The sequence below is a fragment of the Streptomyces sp. SP17BM10 genome, assembly GCF_036322405.1.
Lineage (GTDB): Bacteria > Actinomycetota > Actinomycetes > Streptomycetales > Streptomycetaceae > Kitasatospora.
Window position 1 is genome coordinate 60,632 of the sequence record NZ_JAQYXB010000565.1, and the last position, 19,426, is coordinate 80,057.

The 19,426-nt window shown below is 74.6% G+C and carries 18 protein-coding genes; 17 read left to right on the forward strand and 1 reads right to left on the reverse strand.

The genetic code is table 11. The features are described 5' to 3' along the window. Positions 1-26: 26 nt before the first annotated feature. The 16 genes from PUR71_RS15160 to PUR71_RS15235 all read left to right on the forward strand — a co-directional run bounded on the left by PUR71_RS15160 (position 27) and on the right by PUR71_RS15235 (position 12,370). Complete coding sequence (locus PUR71_RS15160; protein WP_329927511.1) at positions 27-890, forward strand: beta-ketoacyl synthase N-terminal-like domain-containing protein; 864 nt, start codon at positions 27-29, stop codon at positions 888-890. After that, positions 887-1,744: an alpha/beta fold hydrolase gene (locus PUR71_RS15165; RefSeq protein WP_329927512.1), complete on the forward strand. Its 858-nt coding sequence runs from the start codon at positions 887-889 to the stop codon at positions 1,742-1,744. Before PUR71_RS15160 ends, PUR71_RS15165 begins: the two co-directional genes overlap by 4 nt. Further along, a complete protein-coding gene (locus tag PUR71_RS15170) occupies positions 1,741-2,709 on the forward strand; it encodes a hypothetical protein (protein WP_329927513.1) in 969 nt (322 codons plus the stop codon). Before PUR71_RS15165 ends, PUR71_RS15170 begins: the two co-directional genes overlap by 4 nt. Beyond that, complete coding sequence (locus PUR71_RS15175; protein WP_329927514.1) at positions 2,706-3,083, forward strand: hypothetical protein; 378 nt, start codon at positions 2,706-2,708, stop codon at positions 3,081-3,083. The genes PUR71_RS15170 and PUR71_RS15175 overlap by 4 nt, the downstream gene beginning before the upstream one ends. A gap of 1 nt (position 3,084) precedes the next feature. After that, positions 3,085-3,507, forward strand: coding sequence for a hypothetical protein (locus tag PUR71_RS15180; RefSeq protein WP_329927515.1), 423 nt, complete (start codon positions 3,085-3,087; stop codon positions 3,505-3,507). Next, entirely contained in the window at positions 3,507-3,932 is a 426-nt protein-coding gene (locus tag PUR71_RS15185; protein WP_329927516.1) for a hypothetical protein, read from the forward strand. The genes PUR71_RS15180 and PUR71_RS15185 overlap by 1 nt, the downstream gene beginning before the upstream one ends. A 47-nt stretch (positions 3,933-3,979) precedes the next feature. Continuing rightward, positions 3,980-5,089 carry a beta-ketoacyl synthase N-terminal-like domain-containing protein gene (locus PUR71_RS15190; RefSeq protein WP_329927517.1) on the forward strand — a complete coding sequence of 370 codons (1,110 nt, stop codon included), beginning with the start codon at positions 3,980-3,982 and terminating at the stop codon, positions 5,087-5,089. A gap of 30 nt (positions 5,090-5,119) precedes the next feature. After that, a complete protein-coding gene (locus PUR71_RS15195; protein ID WP_329927518.1) occupies positions 5,120-5,368 on the forward strand; it encodes an acyl carrier protein in 249 nt (82 codons plus the stop codon). Beyond that, positions 5,368-5,760 carry a 3-hydroxyacyl-ACP dehydratase FabZ family protein gene (locus PUR71_RS15200; protein WP_329927519.1) on the forward strand — a complete coding sequence of 131 codons (393 nt, stop codon included), beginning with the start codon at positions 5,368-5,370 and terminating at the stop codon, positions 5,758-5,760. The genes PUR71_RS15195 and PUR71_RS15200 overlap by 1 nt, the downstream gene beginning before the upstream one ends. Further along, positions 5,757-6,260 carry a 3-hydroxyacyl-ACP dehydratase FabZ family protein gene (locus tag PUR71_RS15205; RefSeq protein WP_443077451.1) on the forward strand — a complete coding sequence of 168 codons (504 nt, stop codon included), beginning with the start codon at positions 5,757-5,759 and terminating at the stop codon, positions 6,258-6,260. Before PUR71_RS15200 ends, PUR71_RS15205 begins: the two co-directional genes overlap by 4 nt. Positions 6,261-6,275: 15 nt before the next feature. Further along, the gene (fabG, locus tag PUR71_RS15210) at positions 6,276-7,022 is read left to right on the forward strand and encodes a 3-oxoacyl-[acyl-carrier-protein] reductase (protein WP_329927520.1); all 747 of its coding nucleotides are present in this window, start codon (positions 6,276-6,278) and stop codon (positions 7,020-7,022) included. Between the two features lie 52 nt (positions 7,023-7,074). Further along, complete coding sequence (locus PUR71_RS15215; RefSeq protein WP_329927521.1) at positions 7,075-7,698, forward strand: 2-hydroxychromene-2-carboxylate isomerase; 624 nt, start codon at positions 7,075-7,077, stop codon at positions 7,696-7,698. 29 nt (positions 7,699-7,727) lie between these two features. Continuing rightward, positions 7,728-7,943: an MbtH family protein gene (locus PUR71_RS15220; protein WP_329927522.1), complete on the forward strand. Its 216-nt coding sequence runs from the start codon at positions 7,728-7,730 to the stop codon at positions 7,941-7,943. Positions 7,944-8,097: 154 nt separating this feature from the next. After that, positions 8,098-8,808 (forward strand): thioesterase II family protein, encoded by a 711-nt coding sequence (locus PUR71_RS15225; RefSeq protein WP_443077453.1) that lies wholly within the window; start codon positions 8,098-8,100, stop codon positions 8,806-8,808. Further along, positions 8,805-9,650, forward strand: a complete 846-nt coding sequence (locus tag PUR71_RS15230) for a mycofactocin-coupled SDR family oxidoreductase (RefSeq protein ID WP_329927524.1) — start codon at positions 8,805-8,807, stop codon at positions 9,648-9,650. Before PUR71_RS15225 ends, PUR71_RS15230 begins: the two co-directional genes overlap by 4 nt. Before the next feature lie 50 nt (positions 9,651-9,700). Continuing rightward, a complete protein-coding gene (locus PUR71_RS15235) occupies positions 9,701-12,370 on the forward strand; it encodes a non-ribosomal peptide synthetase (RefSeq protein WP_329927525.1) in 2,670 nt (889 codons plus the stop codon). A 60-nt stretch (positions 12,371-12,430) separates the two neighbouring features. On the opposite strand, the gene PUR71_RS15240 is transcribed toward PUR71_RS15235, so the two are convergent. Beyond that, positions 12,431-12,988: a hypothetical protein gene (locus tag PUR71_RS15240; RefSeq protein ID WP_329927526.1), complete on the reverse strand. Its 558-nt coding sequence runs from the start codon at positions 12,986-12,988 to the stop codon at positions 12,431-12,433. Positions 12,989-13,134: 146 nt separating this feature from the next. Between PUR71_RS15240 and PUR71_RS15245 the strand changes: the two genes are divergently transcribed. Next, positions 13,135-19,426, forward strand: a 6,292-nt coding sequence (locus tag PUR71_RS15245) for a non-ribosomal peptide synthetase (protein ID WP_329927527.1), incomplete at its 3' end; no start/stop codon positions are given.

The following is a 19,426-nucleotide window of genomic DNA, read 5'->3' on the forward strand; positions in this document are numbered from 1 at the left end:
CCTGCCGAGCGAAGCGGGGCGGGCGCATGAACGTAGTGGTCACCGGCGCCGCCGTGCTGCTGCCCGGCACCGAGACGGTCCGCGCCCTCGCCGACGGGCCCGCCCCCGGCGGGGCCCCGGTCGAACCGGCCGCGCACGTCGGCAAGAAGGGCCTGCGCTACAAGGACCGGGCCACCCAGCTCGGTTACGCGCTGACCGCCGCCGCACTGCGCGACGCCGGGCTGCTCGGGGCCGACGAGAAGGCGGGCATCACCGTGCCGGCCGGCAGCGTCGGCGTGGTCGCCAGCTCCAACTTCGGCAACCTGGACACCGTCGCCCGCGCCCTGGACACCCTGCGCGAGGGCACCGTCACGGCCACCTCGCCGATGGACCTGCCGAACGCCTCCAGCAACGTCATCGCCTCCTCGGCGGCGATCCGCTACGGGCTGCGCGGCCCCAACCTGATGGTCTGCAACGGCGAGACGTCCGGCCTGGACGCCCTGCACTGGGCCACCACCCTGATCAACGCCGGCCGGGCCGAGCGCGTCCTCGTGCTCGGCGTCGAGCCGGACAACGAGGTGGTGCGCCGGCTGCTCGGCGGCGAGCGCGCCGTCGACGGCGGGGCGGCGCTGGTGGTCGAGTCCCGCGCGGCCGCGGCCGCCCGCTCGGCGACCGTCCGCGCGGTGCTCGGCGGCTACCGCCGCGGCGCCGCCGCGCCCGACGAGCGGGGCCTGCGCTGGGAGCTGCCCGCGCACCTCGGCAAGGCCTCCGGTGCGTCCGGGCTGCTCCAAGTGGCCGCGGCGGTCGGGCTGTTCGACGCCGGCGAGCCCGGTCCGGTCCGGGCCGTCACCGGCGGGGCCGACGACGACGCGCGGGCCGACCTGCTGGTGCTCGCCCCCGAAGCGGCGTGACGACGGTGGCGAGCGAGCCCGACCTGCGCCCGGTCTCCGTCGAGCGGCGCACCGACGGCACCGGCCCCCGCGTGCTGCTGCTGCACGGCCTGGCCGCCAACGACAGCGTCTGGGAGCCCGCGCTCCCCGAACTGCCGGACGGCCTGCGGCTGTGGACCGCCCGGATGCCCTGGCGCACCGAGACCATCGCCGGCCTCGGCTCCGAGACCGACCTGGCCGGCCGGCTCGCCCAGGCGCTGGAGTCGGTGCCCGGCGGCGCCGAGGTCGTCGTCGCGCACTCGATGGCGGCCAACGTGCTGCTCGACCTGCTGGACCGCGAACTGCGGGCCGGCGTGGACGCGCCGCGCAAGTACGGCGTCCGCGCGCTCGTCCTGGTCTCGCCGTTCTACCGCTCGCGCGCCGAGCAGTTCGACTGGGAGACCATCAGCTACTACCTGAACGACTTCCACCTGATCATGGAGGAGGGGATCCGGGCCCACTCCGGCGGCCGGGTCCCGGCCGACCTGCGGCGGGCCATGGGCGAGCGGGTGCGCGAACGGGTCGGCCCGTACGGCTGGTTCCGCTTCTTCGACCTGTACCTGCGCACGCCCACGCTGGCGGCCGGCCGGCTCGCCCTGCCCACCCTGGTGCTGGCCGGCGAGAGCGACTTCGCCGCCCCGCCCGGGGAGGGCGTGGCGCTCGCCGGGGCCCTGCCCGACGCCCGCTCCCTCGTCCTGCCCGGCTGCGGGCACTTCCCGATGCTCGACGCGCCCGGGCGGTTCGCCGCCGCCGTCGCCGAGTTCGTCCACACCGTCCCGGGCCTGTCGCCGTCCGACGGCCACGCCCGACCAACCGCCCTGGAGCTCCAGCGATGACCCTCGTCACGGACACCGCCGTCAAGGCGCTGCTGACCACCTCCACCACCACCCAGGTCCGCCCCCGCTACGAGGGCTCCAACATCTGCACCTGGATCGGCTTCAAGCACGTCAACTACCTCGTCGAGGAGGCCGTCCTCGACCACTTCCGGCAGGCCGGCCTGCCGGCCCGCGCGCTCTACGAGGAGCACGGCCTCGGCCTCGACCTCGTCTCGATCGACACCCGCATCCTGCACGCCTTCCACATGGACGACGTGGCCGACGCCGAGGTCGTGCCGTGGACCAAGGACGAGGACGGCACGATCGGCCTCAAGGTCGTCATCCGGGTGGAGCGCGACGGCGAGGTCCTCAAGGCCGTCACCTCCAAGGTCCGCGTCTCGCTGCGGATCGACACCTACCTGGAGGCGGCCGGCGAGGTGCCCGCGCTGCTCGCCCGCTTCGCCGTCGCCAAGCTCGGCGACGACCTGGAGCGCGCGGCCGCCACCGCCGCCCCCGCCGAGGAGGAGATCCTCGCCTCGCTGACCGCCGGGCAGAACGCGTACGCGTGGAAGTGGAACATCCCGTACCCGTACTGCCACTTCACCGAGCGCATCCAGATGTCCGGCTACCTGCGGCTGATGGAGGAGGGCAAGGACCGCTTCGTCGCGGACCGCGGCATCTCCATCAAGACCCTGCTGGACGACCGCAGGTGGATCCCGGTCGTGCCGCGCTCCGACATCCGCATCCTCGACGAGGCGCTGATGGAGGAGGACCTCTACACGGTGTACACCGTCGAGGAGGTCTTCAAGGACTTCACCTACACCTCCCGCATGGACTTCTACGTGCTGCGCGACGGCGCGCTGGTCAAGACCGCGACCGGCCGCATCGTGCACGGCTACGCGGTGATCGGCAACCGCCGCGACTGGAGCCTGGTGAGCTTCGACCAGCGCGTGCTCGACGCCGTCAACGGAGTGCGGTCGGCGTGAGTGAGCTCAGCGAGAAGGTTCCGTCCGCGGTGAGCGAGGTCTGGGAGGGGTCCACCCCTCGCCTGCTGCTCATCGAGAGCCAGGGCCGCGTCGCCCAGGACACCGGCTTCCGGCGCGACGCGGTCGCCCAGGTGCTCACCGGGCAGTCGGCGCTGCTCTTCCTCGTCCAGGACGGCGTCGTCCTCGCCGTCCCGGGCAGCGACTCCGACCTCGACCGCTTCCAGGAGGAGGGCGGGGTCCTCGCCGCGGACAGCTTCTCGCTGGCCCAGCACGGCCTGGACGGCGCGGCGCTGCGCCCCGAGCTCCGGGTGGTCGGGATGGACGTCGTGGCGGGCTGGATCCTCGATCCGGCCGTCCGGGTGGTGTGGCACTGAGGTGGCCGGACGGATCCCGCACACGGACGTGCTCATCACCCTCATGGGTGCCCCCCACGCGTCGGACCAGGTCACCACCGCGCTGCGGCTGACCCAGGCCCTGTTGGAGCGCGGTGCCACCGTGCAGGTGTGGACCTGCGGCTACGCCACCCTGCTCACCCGCAAGCCGCCCGGCCCGGACGAGCCGCGCGACCTCGCCGACCTCGCCGACCTCGCCGACCGGGAGCGGGAGCGCCCCTCCCTGGCCGCGCTCGCCGAGGAGCTGCTCACCGCCCACCCGGACCGGCTCCACTGGTACGGCTGCCGGTCCTGCAGCGACCGCGGCGCCGTCGACCACCTCCCCCAGGTCGTGCTCCGCCCGCCGGCCGGCTACGCCGCCAACGTCGCCGCTGCGGACAAGACCCTGCTGATGGGGGTGATCTGATGGCCACCACGGCGACCGACGGCGCCGCGACGGACGGCGGCCCGACGGGCGGCCGGGTGCTGGCCGTCGTCGAACGCGGCTACCGCGGCGCGCTCGACCAGCAGTTCTTCGACGGGCTGCACCTCGTCACCGAACCGCACGGCCGACTCGGCGGCCTGGACGTCCTGCTGCGCGGCTCCGCCGCCGGCTACGCCCTGGACGCCGCACCGCCGCCGCTGCGGATCGGCAACCGCACCGTCGACACACTCACCAACCCCCGCCAGGGCCTGCGCACGCTGCTCGGCGCGGGCGTGCGGGTGCTCGTCGAGGAGCCCGACATCGCGGCGCTGCGCTCCCCGCTGCCGCTGGTCGACGGCGTCGAGCTCACCCCGGCGGGCGCGACCGCGGCGCGCTGGGGCGAGTACCGGATGGTCGTCTTCCTCTGAACGCTCCGAACCACTGACCCCTTTACGGAAAGGAACCGGTGACGGTCATGACCACCCTCACCACGGGCACCGGACGCCCGGTGATCACCGCCTGGTCGGCCGTGTCGCCCTACGGCATCGGCCGCACCGCCTTCACCGAGGGCCTGCGCGAGCGCCGCGGCACCGTCACCGCGCTCGGCGCCGAACACGGCACCACCCCCGACGGGACCGGCCACGTCGTGCCCGGCTTCTCGATCCGCGAGGTGCTCGGCAAGAAGGGCACCCGCTCGATGGACCGGGTCACCGGCCTGGCCGTCACCGCCGTCGGCGCGCTGCTCGACGACGGGCCGCGCAACCGGACCGTCGGCACCGGCGAGGGCGCCGCGTTCGCCCTCGGCACCACCACCGGCAGCGCCCAGTCGATGATGGACTTCACCCGCGACTCGCTCACCGGCGAACAGCCCTTCTTCGTCGACCCCGCGCGCTTCCCCAACACGGTGATGAACTGCGCGGCCGGCCAGAGCGCCATCTGGTACCAGCTGAAGGGCCCGAACGCGACCATCGCCGGCGGCCGCACCGCCGGCCTGCACGCGCTCAACTACTCGCGCCGGCTGCTCGGCACCGGCCGCGCCCGGACCGTCCTGTGCGGCGCGGCCGAGGAGTTCAGCCAGGCCCGGTCCTGGCTGGAACACCACAGCGGCGACCCGGCCGAGGCCGGCGCGCCCGCCCTCGGCGAGGGCTGCGCGATGCTGCTCGTCGAGCCGTACGCCCCCGAGGACCCGGACCAGCCGGTGCTGGCCGAACTCCTCGGCGTCGAACTGCGCGTCGTCCTCGACGGCGACCCCGCCCCCGTCCTGGCCGCCGCCCTGCGCGCGGCGCTGGAGCGGGCCGGCGTCACACCGCAGCAGGTCGTCGCGGTGGCGCGCTCCGGCGCGCCCGGCCGCGAGGGCCGCGGCGAGGCCGAGGCCGTCCGCGAGGTGCTCGGCGCCGACGGCCACGCCGACCTGACGCTCACCGGACTCATCGGCGACACCGGGGCGGCCGCGGCCGCCTTCCAGGCCACCGCCCTGCTCTCGTACGCGGCCGACCACCCGGCCGAGGCGGCCGGACGGATCGGCGTCATCACCTCCGTGGACCGCAGCGGCACCGTCGGCTGCGCCCTGCTCGGCCTGCGCTGAGCCCCGAACCCTCCGAAAGGAACGGCAACCGTGCTGGACAAGGAAGAACTCCGCGCTGTGGTCGCCCAGGTGCTGGACGTCGACGCCGAGGAGGTCACCGACGACGCCCACTTCATCGACGACCTGGAGGTCGACTCGCTGATGGCCCTGGAGATCGTCGTCGTGCTGGAGAAGACGTACGGCGTGAAGCTGCCCGAGTCGGCCCTCAAGCAGATCACCACCCTGCAGAACGCCCACGACGTCCTGCTCGGCCGGCTCGACGCGGCGAAGGCCGCCTGATGCCCGCCGCCGGCCCGCTCGCCGGCGCGGTCGAGGTGCTGCCCGCGGCCGACGAGCTGCGCACCGCGGCCCGCTTCCGGGTGGCGGACACCGAGACCGTGCTGCCCGGCCACTACCCGGGCTTCCCGATCTTCCCCGGCGTCTGCCTGGTCGAGTGCACCCACCAGGGCGCGCTCGCCACCCTGCCCGCCGACGCGAAGGGCGCCGCGCTGGCCGCCGTGGAGTCCACCCGGTTCACCGGGCCGGTCTTCCCCGGCGACGAGCTGTCGATCGCCATGGAGTGGAAACGGACCGCGGCCGGCGACTGGCAGTGCCGGGCCAAGCTGGCCACCGGGCGCGGCCCGGCCGCCAGCGTCCGCCTGCGCTACGCCCTCGCGGAGGTGGCGGCATGACCGGCTTCTCCGTCGGGGGCGCCATCGGGCAGCGCGACATCCGCGCCCGGCTGCCGCACCGCTTCCCGATGCTCCTGGTGGACCGCGTCGTCGACGTCGTCCCCGGCGAGCGGCTGACCGCCCTCAAGGCCGTCACCTGCAACGAGCCCTGGTACGAGGAGCTCGGCGCGGACACCCCCGCCGAGGACTTCGCCTACCCGCCCTCGCTGCTGGTCGAGTCCTGGTGCCAGTCCGCCGGGGTCCTGGCCACCTGGGACGACCCCAACCCGGACGTGCTGAGCGGACAGGTGATGCTCTTCGGCGGCATGACCGGCGTCGAGTTCCACCGTCCCGTGCTGCCCGGCGAGGTCCTGGAGCACGTCGTCCGGCTGGACCGCCGGGTGGACGACACCGTGCTGTTCGAGGGCGGGACCCGCTCGGCCGGCGAACCCGTGATGACCGTCGGCCGGATCGTGATGGCCTTCCGCCCCGCCGAGGCGCTGCGCCCGGCCACCGTCTGAGGAGAGAGCACCACCATGTCGGACACCACCAACCGGGTCGCCCTGGTCACCGGCGGCTCGCGCGGCATCGGCCGGGCCACCGTCACGGCACTCGCCCGGGACGGCTTCGACGTCGCCTTCTGCTACCGCTCGGACGACGAGGCGGCGCGCAGCCTGGAGAAGACCGGCGACGAGCACGGCGTGCGGATCACCGGCACCCGGGTGGACGTCGCCGACGGCGCCGCCGTGCGGGCCTGGATCGAGGCCACCGAGGACGGGCTCGGCCCGGTCGCCGCGGCCGTCACCGCGGCCGGCATCACCCGCGACAACCCGCTCGTCCTGATGGAGGACGAGCAGTGGCGCCAGGTCATCGACACCAACCTGGACGGCGTCTACCACGTCTGCCGCGCCGTGGTGTTCGGCATGATGAAGCGCCGCGGCGGCGCCATCGTCAACATCTCCTCGGTCGCCGGGGTCTACGGCCACGGCACCCAGACCAACTACTCGGCCTCCAAGGCCGGGATCATCGGCTTCACCCGCGCCCTGGCCAAGGAGAGCGGCCGGGCCGGCATCCGGGTCAACGCCGTCGCCCCGGGCTTCATCGAGACCGACATGGTGGCCGCGATGAACGACAAGGCCCGCAAGGAGGCGCTGACCTCGATCCCGCTGCGCCGCATGGGCACCGCGGAGGAGGTCGCCGACCTGGTCGCCTACCTGGTCTCGGACAAGGCCGCGTACATCACCGGAGCCGTCCTCCAGATCGACGGCGGCATCACCATCTAGCCCGGCAGGCCGGGCAGTTCGAACCACCGGTTCAGAAAGGCTGGAGGCGGCGATGGCACGACGTGCACCGCGCTGGTACTTCTCCTTCCGCAGCCCCTACTCCTGGATGGCCTACCGCGACCTGGTCGACCACCACCCGCTGGAGGCCGAACGCATCGAGTGGCTGCCGTTCTGGGAGCCCGACCTCCCGGCGCAGGACGAGCTGGAGCGCAGCAACATCCGGCTCCCGTACGTCCCGATGTCCAAGGAGAAGCACCTCTACATCCTGCAGGACGTCCGGCGCCTGGCCCGGGCGCGCGATCTGGAGATGGTCTGGCCGGTCGACCCGGCACCGCGCTGGGAGGTCTCGCACCTCGCCTACCTGGCCGCCGAACGCCTCGGCGCGGGGCGGGAGTTCATCGCCGAGACGTACCGCACCCGGTGGGAGCGCGGCGAGGACATCTCGCAGCCCGACACCATGCGCAAGATCGGCGAGACCATCGGTGCCGACCCGGAGGCGCTGGCCGGGGCCCACGCGGACCCGCAGATCCGCGAGCTCGGCATGGCCGCCCTGGGCTCCCTGCACCGCGACGGGGTGTTCGGCGTGCCGTTCTTCATCTGCGGCTTCGACAAGTACTGGGGCGTGGACCGGCTGCCCGACTTCGTCCAGCGCCTGCAGTCGCCCAAGGTCTCCTGACCCACCAACCACCGAAGGAAGGGCCCACCATGGCCAGCAACCCGTTCGAGAACGACGACGCCCGCTACCTGGTCCTCGTCAACGAGGAGAACCAGCACTCGCTCTGGCCCTCCTTCGCCGAGGTCCCGGCCGGCTGGACCTCCGTGTTCGGCGAGGAGGGCCGCCAGGCCTGCCTCGACTACATCAACGAGCACTGGACCGACATGCGGCCGAAGTCCCTGGCCGACGCGATGAACGCCGCCTGATCCCAAGGACGCGCCCCGCGGGCGGCGGGCGTTGGCAGCAATCTGCAACGCCCGTTGCCCGCGCTCGGGGCCCGATGACAGCGTGGACGTCCGGCAGCCCGCGGGCGCCACGCCCCCCGGCCACCACGCAGCTTCCCAGAAAGCGATGCCGCTCATGACCCACTCCCTGGTGTGCCTGCCCTTCGCGGGGGGCGGCGCCGGCTTCTACCGCGGGTGGAAGAACCTCCCCTCGCACGCCCCGCGCATCGTCCCGCTCCAACTGCCCGGCCGCGAGGAGCTGTTCGTCGACGAGCCGTTCACCGACGCGGCGACCGCCGCCGCCACGCTCGCCCCGAGGATCGCGCACCTGGCCGGCGGGCCGGTGGCGCTCTTCGGGCACAGCCTCGGCGCCGTGCTCGCCTTCGAGCTCGCCCGCAGGCTGGAGCAGCAGCCCGAGGTCGAACTCGTCCACCTCTTCGTCAGCGGCTCGCCCGGCCCGTGGACCCCGCGCACCCGCCGCGCCACCGGCCTGGACGACGACGCCTTCCTCGCCCGGGTCCAGGAGTTCGCCGGCTACCAGCACGACGCGCTGACCGACCCGGACATGCGCGAGCTGCTGCTGCCGATCCTGCGCGCGGACGTCGAGATGCACGAGAACTACCGGCCCGCGACGGACGAGCCGCTGCGCACCCCGATCACCTCGCTGCGCGCCACCGGGGACACCCTGGTGACCCGCGAGCAGGCCGGGGAGTGGCGCGCCGCCACCACCGCCGGGTTCCGGCTGGTGGAGCCGGAGGGCGGCCACATGTACCTCACGGAGTCCCCGCTGCCGGTGGTCGACGCCGTCGCCGCCGCGCTCGCCGTCGCCTCGGGCGCCGTCTCGTGACCGCGCCCACCACCACCGGCCGGCTGAGCGGCCGGACGGCCGTCGTGACCGGCGCCGCCCGCGGCCTGGGCCGCTCGTGCGCCGTCCGGTTCGCCGCCGAGGGCGCCGACCTGGTGCTGGTCGACGTCGCCGGCGACCTCGACGGCGTGCCCTACCCGCTCGGCTCGCCGGGCCAGCTGGCCCACACCGCCGAGCTCTGCCGGGCGCACGGCGCGGCCGTCCACACCGTCGCCGCCGACGTCCGCGACCCGGCCGACGTCACCCGCGCCGCCGAGCAGGCGCTCGACCGCTTCGGCACCGTCGACGTGCTGCTCAACAACGCCGGCATCGCCGCCCCCTCGGGCAAGGCCGTCCACGAGATCGCCGAGGACGAGTGGGACCTCATGGTCGGCATCGACCTCACCGGCGCCTGGCGGATGATGAAGGCCGTCGTGCCCGCCATGGTCGAGCAGCGCTCCGGCAGCGTCATCAACGTCGCCTCCACCGCGGGGCTGGTCGGCTACCGGCACTTCGCCGGGTACGTCGCGGCCAAGCACGGCCTGATCGGCCTCACCAAGGCCGCCGCGCTCGACTACGCGCCCTTCCGGGTCCGGATCAACGCGCTGTGCCCCGGCTCGGTGCGCGACGACCCGCTGCACGAGGGCCGGATGCTCGCCGAGATCGCCCGCTCGCTCGACGTCGCCGTCGACGAGCACGAGGAGATCTTCGTCCAGGCGCAGCCGATGAACGCCCTCATCGAACCGCAGGACATCGCCGGCGCCGCGCTCTGGCTGGCCGGCGACGACTCCCGGCAGGTCACCGGGACCACGCTCACCGTCGACGGCGGCTTCAGCGCCCGCTGACCGCCCGCACGCCCGCAGTCCCTTCCGCCCCATGTCAGGAGTGTCCGTCCATGTCGAGAAGTCAGGCCGCGTCCTGCCACAGCCTGGTGCTCCGGCTGCCGGGCGCCGTCGAGGCCGGGGAGCTGGCGCAGCGGCTGCGCACCGCCGCCGTCCGGGCCCGCGCCGAGCTGGCGGACCTGCCGCTGTGGGAGGAGCGGGTGGAGCTGCCCGCCGGCCACCCGCGGGCGGCCGCCCGGGCCCGGCGCGAGGCCGAGCGCCCGCTGCGGGCGGGCGGGCCGCCGCTGCGCGCGGTGCTGCTGCGCTACGCCGACGACGCGGCCGACCTGGTGCTCGTCGCGCGGCACGAACTGGCCGTGAACGGCGCGGAGTTGACCTTCACCGAGGCGACGCCCGGACCGGCTGCCGCGCCCGGCGCGCCCGTCGCGCTGGAGTGGGGCCTGGGTGAGCCGGCCGCCGCCGGGGCCGTCACGGAGCTCCCGCTGCCGGACGACCTGCCGGGTGACGCCGCGCTGCTCGTCGGCGCCGCCGCCCTGGTGCTCGCCCGGTACGGCACGGGCTTGCCGGTGGACGAGGCCCAGGACGTGGCCGCGTACCTGGCCGGACGGCCCGCCTACGGCGGCGGCGTGCTCGACCTCGGCGGGATCGGCGTCCTGGTCGAGGAGGCCCGCGCGGGCCAGTGGCGGGTGGCGCAGCTGGCGCCCGTGCTGCCCGGCCTGCTGCACCTCACCGTGGCCGCGGACGGCACGGCGGCCGGGGTGCTGCGCTACCGGCCGAGCGAGCTGGCGCCGGTCGTCGCCGCCCGGTTCGCCGACCACGTCGCCCATGTGGCACGGCAGTTGGCGGCGGACCCGGGCCGGGCTCTGGAGAACGTCGAACTGCTCACCCCGGCCGAGGCGGAGCACGTCCTGGCCCTCGGTGTCACCCCGCCGGCCGGGAGCGCCGCGTCCGCCGTGCGCACGATCGACGGGCTCTTCGCCGACGTGGTCCGCGAGCGGCCCGACGCCGTCGCGCTCACCGCCGGCGACACCTTCCTCCGGTACGCCGAGCTGGACGCCCTCGCCGAGCGCACCGCCGCCGGGCTGCGCGCCCTCGGCGCGGCCCCCGGCTCGATGGTCGGCGTCGCCCTGGAGCGCGACGCGGACCTGGTGATCAGCCTGCTCGGCGTGCTCAAGGCGGGCTGCGCCTACGTGCCGATGGACCTGCGCTACCCCGAGGACCGGCTGCGCTACACCGTCGGCAACGCCGGCGCGACCGTCGTCATCGGCACCGGCGAGGGCCTCCCGGCGGACCTGGACGGCGTGCGCGTCGTCACCCCGGCGCAGCTGCGCGCGCTCGGCGACGGGGCCCCGGCCGCCGCGCCCCGCGCCGAGGACGGCGCCGCGCCCGCGTACGTCATCTACACCTCCGGCTCCACCGGCCGCCCCAAGGGCGTCGTCATCCCGCACCGCAACGTCGCCGCGCTGGTCGAGGCCACCCGCGGGGACCTGCGGCTCGGCCCGGACGACGTGTGGACGCTGTTCCACTCCAGCGCCTTCGACTTCTCGGTGTGGGAGATCTGGGGCTGCCTGCTCACCGGCGGCCGGCTCGTCGTCGTCGACCACTGGACCACCCGGGACCCGGAGCTGTTCCACGCCCAGCTGGTCCGCGAGCGGGTCACCGTCCTGAGCCAGACACCGTCCGCCTTCGCCCAGCTGGTCGAGACCGACCGGCCGGCGCCCGCCGACGCGCTCGCCGTGCGCCTGGTGGTGTTCGGCGGCGAGCCGCTGGACGTGCGGATGCTCGCCCCCTGGTTCGCCCGGCACTCGCCCACCGCCTGCCGGCTGGTCAACATGTTCGGCATCACCGAGACCACCGTGCACGTCACCGCGCACACCGTGACCCCGGCCGACGTGCTCGCCACCGGCCGCAAGGTCGGCCCGGCGCTGCCCGGCTGGTCGCTGTCGGTGCGCGACCCGCGCGGCCGACTGCTGCCGGTCGGCGTGCCCGGCGAGATCTGGGTGGGCGGCGCCGGCGTCGCCGACCGCTACCTCGGGCAGCCGGAGCTGACCGCCCGGCGGTTCGTCGAGGACCCGTACGGCGGCGGCCGGATCTACCGCAGCGGCGACCGCGGCCGGCTGCGCCCGGACGGCGCCCTGGACCACCTGGGGCGGCTGGACAGCCAGGTCAAGGTGCGCGGCCACCGGATCGAGCTGGACGAGATCCGCAACGTGCTGCTGGGCCACCCCGACGTGACGGGCGCGGCCACCGTGCTCAACCACGACACCCCCGGCGACGCGGCCACCGCCAGGATCGACGCCTACGTGGCGCTGCGCGGCACGGCCGCCCCGGCCGACGTCCTCGCGCACGCCCGCGGGGTGCTGCCCGGGTACATGGTGCCCGCCTCGGTCACCGCGGTGCCGGCGATCCCGCTGACCATCAACGGCAAGGTGGACACCGCCGCCCTGCCGGCGCCGGGCGCCCCGGCTCCGGCCGGCCCCGCGGAGACCGCCGGCCGGAACGATCCGCTGACCGAGCAGGTCCTCAAGCTGTGGAGCCACGCGCTCGGCGCCGAGGTCGGGCCGACGGACAATTTCTTCGAGCTCGGCGGGAATTCCCTGCTGGTGATCCGGGTGCTCCGGGAAATGCGCGACCAGGGACTTCCCAAGGTGACCACCCAGGACTTCTACCGGAACTCGACGGCGGGCCGGTTCGTGGAGCTCGTCCGGGACGCCCGGGGCTGAGCGCGGGAAGAACGGACTGGCCCGAAAGCAAAGGGCCCCGGGCGCAATGCCCGGGGCCCTTCAGGCCGTTCCGTCGACGCGTTTCTTGACCGCCGCCAGGAGCGCGAGACGAATCATCCCGCTGGGAATGCGGATGACCTTCCAGTACCGCCCGAAACTGCGTTTCGCCGCGTCGTCGGTGGCCAGGATCCTGGTCTCGGTGGAGAGCACCCCGCCGGCGCAGCGCAGGGTGAAGACGACCTTGGTGCAGCCCGGCTCGGCGTAGTCCCTGAAGACCTCGGCCATCGGCCGCTCCGGAGTGACGGGACCGGCCGGCGAGCCGATGCCGCCGTACACCAACTCAGCGTCGGACAGGGCGAGTACGGTCTCGCCGCCCATCGCGAAGTCGTCCAGGACCCGGCCGTCCGGGCGCAGCTTGTTCTTGGTGAACGCGAGGAGGAAGCGGGCCACCGGGGCCTCCCTCCAGGTCATCTCGCGGGCCGCAGCCAGCACCTCCTCCGGGGGCGCGGTGACGGCCACCCAGTGGTGTTCGCGGAAATGCCATTCCGGCATGTAGCGGTCGACCAGTTCCCCCTCCGGAGGGGTCGGCCCGGACTCGTTCGTGCCGTTCTCCTTCATGCCGCGACGCTAGCACGCGGCCGATCCGCCACCAATCGGCCGCCACCGCGTGGCAGCTTTCTGCAAGCGTCGTTGTCCGGGCTTCCGGGCCGCTGTTAGACATGGTTTCCGGTTGGTTTTCGTCAAAGTATTGAGGGTGTGTGGCCGTGTCCGACCTCCAGGGTGTCCTGCTGCCGCTGACCGCCGCCCAGTCGGGTGTCTGGTACGCGCAGCAGCTGAATCCGCAGAACACCATGTTCAACATCGGCGACGTCCTGGAGATCGACGGACCGGTGGACCCGGGGCTGTTCGAGGAGGCGCTGCGCCGGGTGGTCGGCGAGGCCCAGACGCTGCGGTCGCGCTTCACCGGGACGCCGACCGGACCGGTGGCGCGGATCGTGCCGGCCGAGGAGCTGGACTGGCGGCTGCACGTCGTCGACGTGAGCGCGCGGGAGGATCCGCGGGCGGCCGCCGAGGCCTGGATCGCCGAGGACTTCGCCCGGCCGCTGGACGTCGAGCACGACCGGCTCTTCCTGTTCGCGCTCTTCAAGGTCGCCGAGGACCGCCACCTGTGGCTGTACCGCTACCACCACCTGCTGGCCGACGGCTACACCGTCACCATGGTCGCCCAGCGCACCGCCGCCGTGTACTCGGCCCTGGCCGCCGGCGAGGACGTCCCGGAGAGCCCCTTCGCGCCGCTCGCGCAGCTGCTCGCTTCGGTGGAGGAGTACCGGGACTCGGAGCGCTTCGCCACCGACCGCGCGTACTGGACCGAACGGATGCGGGACTGCCCGGAGCCGGTCGGCCTCAGCGGCGACCGGCCGGGCCTCGCCGGTTCGCCGGCCCGGCGCACCGCCCACCTCGCCCCGGCCGAGACGCAGCGGCTGCGGGAGCTGGCGGGCGGCGTCGGCGTCACCTGGCCGCCCGTGCTGATCGCCGCCGTCGCCCTGTGGCTGGGCCGGCTCACCGGATCCCCCGAGGTCGTCCTCGGCCTGCCGGTCTCCACCCGGCTCGGCAAGAGCGCCCGCAGCGTGCCCGGCATGGTCTCCAACGTGCTGCCGCTGCGCGTCGCCGTCGATCCCGGCGCGACCGTCGGGGAGCTGCTCACCGCGGTCTCGCGCGAGATGCGCGCCGCGATGAAGCACCAGCGCTACCAGTTCGAGGACCTGCGGCGTGACCTCGGCATGCTCGCCGACGACCGCCGGCTGGTCGGCCCGCACGTCAACATCATGATGTTCGACTACGACCTGTGGTTCGGCGGGCACCCGGCCCGCGCGCACAACGTCTCGATCGGCCCGACCGACGACATCTCGTTCATCGTCTACGACCGCGGCACCGGCGCGGGCCTGGAGGTCGAGTTCCACGCCAACCCGGCCCTCTACGGGGAGCGGGAGCTGACCGCCTACCAGGCCACCTTCCTGGACTTCCTGCATCGCCTCGCCGGCGCCGCGCCCACCGATCGCGTGGACTCCGTCGAGCTGGACACCGCCGGGCTGCCCTCGCGCACCCCCGCCGCCGCCGGGACTCCGGACGGCCCGAGCGTTCCGGCCGCCGCGCGCGCGCCGCGCACCGACGCCGAGGAGGCGCTGTGCCGGCTGTTCAGCGAGGTGCTGGACGAGCAGATCGGCTCGATCGACGACAACTTCTTCCTCCTCGGCGGCAGTTCGATCCAGGTGACCCGCCTGATCGGCCGGATCCGCAAGGAGCTGAAGGCCGAACTCACCCTGCGCACGGTCTTCGAGCACGCCACCGTCGCGACCCTCGCCGAGGCCCTCGGCCTGGGCCCCGCCACCGCGGCCGACACTGCGGCCGACACCGCCGCCGTGCCCGCCCCGGCCGCCCGCACCGCGCTCACCACCCGCCCGCGCCCCGAGCGGATGCCACCGTCCGCCGCGCAGAACCGGCTCTGGTTCCTCAACCAGATGGAGAGCGGCAGCGGCCGCGCCGCCTACAACGACGGCCTCACCGTCGAGCTCACCGGCCGCCCCGACGCCGACGCGCTGCGCACCGCCCTGGCCGACGTCGCCGCCCGGCACGAGAGCCTGCGCACCGTCTTCCCCGTCCTGGACGGCACCCCGCACCAGCACGTGCTCGACCCCGCCGACGCGCGGCCCGCGCTGCACGTCACCGAGGTCGCCGACGAGGACGCCCTGGACGAGCTGCTGGCCGGCGCCGCCGCCCTCGGCTTCGACCTGGCGACCGAAGTCCCGGTGCGCGCACACCTGTTCACGCTCGCCCCCGAGCGGCACGTGCTGCTGCTGGTGGTCCACCACATCGCCGGTGACGGCTGGTCGGTCGCCCCCTTCACCCGCGACCTCAGCCTCGCCTACGCCGCCCGACTGCGCGGCGAGGCCCCGCGCTTCGCGCCGCTGCCCGTCCAGTACGCCGACTACACGCTGTGGCAGCAGGAGCTGCTCGGCGACGAGCGGGACGGGCAGAGCCTGCTCGCCCGGCAGATCGAGCACTGGAAGCAGGCCCTCGCCGGGCTGCCGGAGGAACTGGCCCTGCCCGCCGACCGTCCGCGCCCGGCCGTCGCGAGCCACCGCGGCGGGCGGACCGCCTTCGAGCTCGACGCCGGGACCCACCGGCGGCTGCTCGCACTCGCCCAGGACTCCGGCGCGAGCCTCTTCATGGTCGCCCAGGCCGCGCTCGCCGCCCTGCTGCACCGCGTCGGCGCGGGCGACGACATCCCCGTCGGCACCGTCATCGCCGGGCGCACCGACGAGGCGCTGAACGAGCTGGTCGGCTTCTTCGTCAACACCCTGGTGCTGCGCACCGACGTCTCCGGCGACCCGACGTTCCGCGAACTGGTCGACCGCGTCCGCGAGTTCGACCTCACCGCCTACGGCCACCAGGACGTGCCGTTCGAGCGCCTGGTCGAGGTGCTCAACCCGGTGCGCTCGCTCGCCCGCCACCCGCTCGCCCAGGTCACCCTGGCGCTGGCGGACAACGCCGCGCCGCTGCTGGAGCTGCCCGGCCTGGAGACGGCGATCCGCCACCTGGAGACCGACACCGCCAAGTTCGACCTGTCGCTGCGGCTCGCCGAGCGCTTCGACGCCGAGGGCCGCCCGGCCGGTCTGACCGGCGGGTTCGAGTACGCCCGCGACCTGTTCGACGAGTCCACCGTCCGGGTGCTCGGCGAGCGCCTGCGCCGCCTGGTCGAGACCGTCACCGCCGACCCCGCCGTCCGCGTCGGCGCCGTCGACCTGCTCGGCGACGCCGAGCGCGCCCGGATCCTCGGCGAGTGGAACGACACCGCCCTCGACGTCCCCGCCGCCACCACCCCCGCGCTGTTCGCCGCCCAGGCCGCCCGCACCCCGGACGCCCCCGCCCTCCTCCACGAGGGCACCGAGCTGAGCTACCGCGAGCTCGACGAGCGCTCCGCCCGGCTGGCCGCGCTGCTCGCCGAGCGCGGCGCGGGCCGCGGCCGGACCGTCGCGGTCGCCCTCGGGCGCGGCGTGGACACCGTGGTCAGCCTGCTCGCCGCGATGCGCGCCGGCGCCGCCTACCTGCCCGTCGACCCGGCCTACCCGGCCGAGCGGATCGCCTACATCCTCGACGACGCGCGCCCCTGCCTGGTGGTCACCAGCACCGCGCTGCAGGCCGCGCTGCCCGCCGACGACGACACCCCGCGCCTGCTCCTGGACACCGTCGAGCTGCCCGCCGAGCCGCTCGCCGCCGGGCCGCTGACCGTGCACGACGCCGCCTACGTCATCTACACCTCCGGCTCCACCGGCCGCCCCAAGGGCGTCGTGGTGAGCCACCGCGGCGTCGCCAGCATGGCCGCCACCCACCGGCTGCGGTTCGGCGGCGGCGCCGGGCACCGCGTCCTCCAGTTCTCCTCGCCCAGCTTCGACGCCTCCATGTGGGAGATCCTGACCACCCTGGTCAACGGCTCCGCGCTGGTCCTCGCGCCCGCCGAACGGCTGGCCGCCGGCGAGCCGCTGGCCGCGCTGCTCGCCGAGCGGCGGGTCACCCACGCGACCCTCCCGCCGGTCGTGCTCGCCGCCATGGGCGACGCCACGCTGCCCGCCGGGATGACGCTGGTCACCGCCGGCGAGGCCTGCTCGGCCGAGCTCGTCGCCCGCTGGGCCGACGGCCGCGCCATGGTCAACGCGTACGGCCCGACCGAGTCCACCGTGTGCGCCACCATGTCCGCGCCGCTCGTCCCCGGCGCCGGCGCGCCCACCATCGGGCGCCCGATCACCAACACCCGGGTGCTCGTCCTGGACGCCGGCCTGCGGCCCGTTCCGGTGGGCGTCGCGGGCGAGCTGTACCTCACCGGCGAGGGCCTCGCGCACGGCTACCTCGGCCGCCCCGGCCTGACCGCCGAACGCTTCACCGCCAACCCGTACGGTCCGGCCGGCTCGCGCATGTACCGCACCGGCGACCTCGTGCGCTGGACGGCCCACGGCGAGCTCGACTACCTCGGCCGGGTCGACGACCAGGTCAAGATCCGCGGCTTCCGGATCGAGCTCGGCGAGGTCGAGGCCGCGCTGCTCGGCCACCCGGCCGTCGCCCAGAGCGCGGTGCTCGTCCGCGAGGACCGGCCCGGCGACAAGCGGCTCGTCGGCTACGTCGTGCCGCCCGCCGGCGCGGTGGCCGACCCCGCACAACTGCGCGCCCACGTCGGAGCCGCGCTGCCCGACTACATGGTCCCCGCCGCCGTCCTCGTCCTGGACGCGCTCCCGGTGACCGCCAACGGCAAGCTCGACAAGCGCGCCCTGCCCGCGCCCGACTTCGGCGCGAGCACCGGCCGGGCCCCGGAGACCGCCCAGGAGCTGCTGCTGGCCGGGCTGTTCGCGGAGGTGCTCGGCCTGGAGTCGGTCTCCGCCGACGACAGCTTCTTCGACCTCGGCGGCCACTCCCTGCTCGCCACCCGCCTGGTCGGCCGGATCCGCACCGAGGCCGGCGCCGAACTCACCGTCGGCGCCCTCTTCGAGGCGCCGACCGTCGCCGCGCTCGCCACCGCCCTGACCGGCGCCGCCGGCGCCCGCGCCGCCCTGCGCCCGCAGGCCCGACCAGCCCGGGTCCCGCTCTCCCACGCCCAGCGCCGGCTCTGGTTCCTCGGCCACTTCGACGGCCCGAGCGGCACCTACAACCTCGGCCTCTCGCTGCGCCTGCGCGGCCGGCTGTCGGCCGGCGCCCTGGCCGACGCGCTCGGCGACGTCACCGCCCGCCACGAGGCCCTCCGCACGCTCTTCCCCGACACCGACGGGCACCCCGAGCAACTGGTCCTCGACGCCGCCGACGCCGCCGCCCGTCCTCGGCTGCACCGCACCGAGGTCAGCGCCGAGGAGCTCGACGCCGCACTCTCCGGGGCCGCGGCCACCGGCTTCGACGTGACCGCCGAAATCCCGCTGCGCGCCCACCTGTTCACCCTCGCCGAGGACGACCACGCGCTGCTGGTCGTCGTCCACCACATCGCGGCGGACGGCTGGTCGATGGCGCCCCTGGCGCGCGACCTGTCCGTGGCGTACGCGGCCCGACTGGGCGGCAGCGCACCGGAGTTCGCGCCGCTGCCGGTCCAGTACGCCGACTACACCCTGTGGCAGCAGGAGCTACTCGGCGACGAGGACGACCCGGCCGGCGAGCTCAACCGGCAGATCGACTACTGGCGCACCGCGCTGGCCGACCTGCCCGAGGAACTGCCGCTCCCCACCGACCGGCCCCGCCCGGCCCTGATGAGCTACCGCGGCGAGACGGTGCCGTTCGGCGTGTCCGGCGAACTGCGGAGCCGGCTGGAGGAGTTGGCCCGCGAGAGCGGCACCAGCCTGTTCATGGTCCTCCAGGCCGCACTCGCCACCCTGCTGCACCGCCTCGGCGGCGGCGAGGACATCCCGCTCGGCTCGCCGATCGCGGGACGCACGGACGAGTCGCTCGACGACCTCGTCGGCTTCTTCATCAACACCCTGGTGCTGCGCAACGACCTCTCGGGGCAGCCCAGCTTCCGCGAACTGCTCGGGCGCGTACGGGAGACGGCGCTTGCCGCGTACGCCCACCAGGACGTGCCGTTCGAGCGCCTCGTCGAGGCGATCAACCCGGAGCGCTCGATGGCGCGCCACCCGCTGTTCCAGGTCTCCTTCCAACTGCAGAACATCCCGTCGGACCGGCTGGTGCTGCCCGGCGTCGCCGTCGAGACGCAGCCGGTCCGGCTGGACACGGCGAAGTTCGACCTCTCGTTCACGCTCGCGGAGTCGGAGGAGGGGTTGGCGGGGAGCGTCGAGTACGCGGTCGACCTGTTCGACCGCGCGACGGCGCAGGCCCTGGGCGCGCGGCTCGTCGCCGTACTGGAGGCCGTCGCGGCGGACCCGTCGGTCCGGATCGGGGACGTGGACGTCCTCAGCGAGAGCGAGCGCGAGCTCGTCCTCGGCCAATGGGCCGGCGAGAGCGTCGAGCTGGCTCCCGCCACGTTCCACGGGCTGTTCGAGGCCGCCGCCGACGCCACCCCGGCCGCGC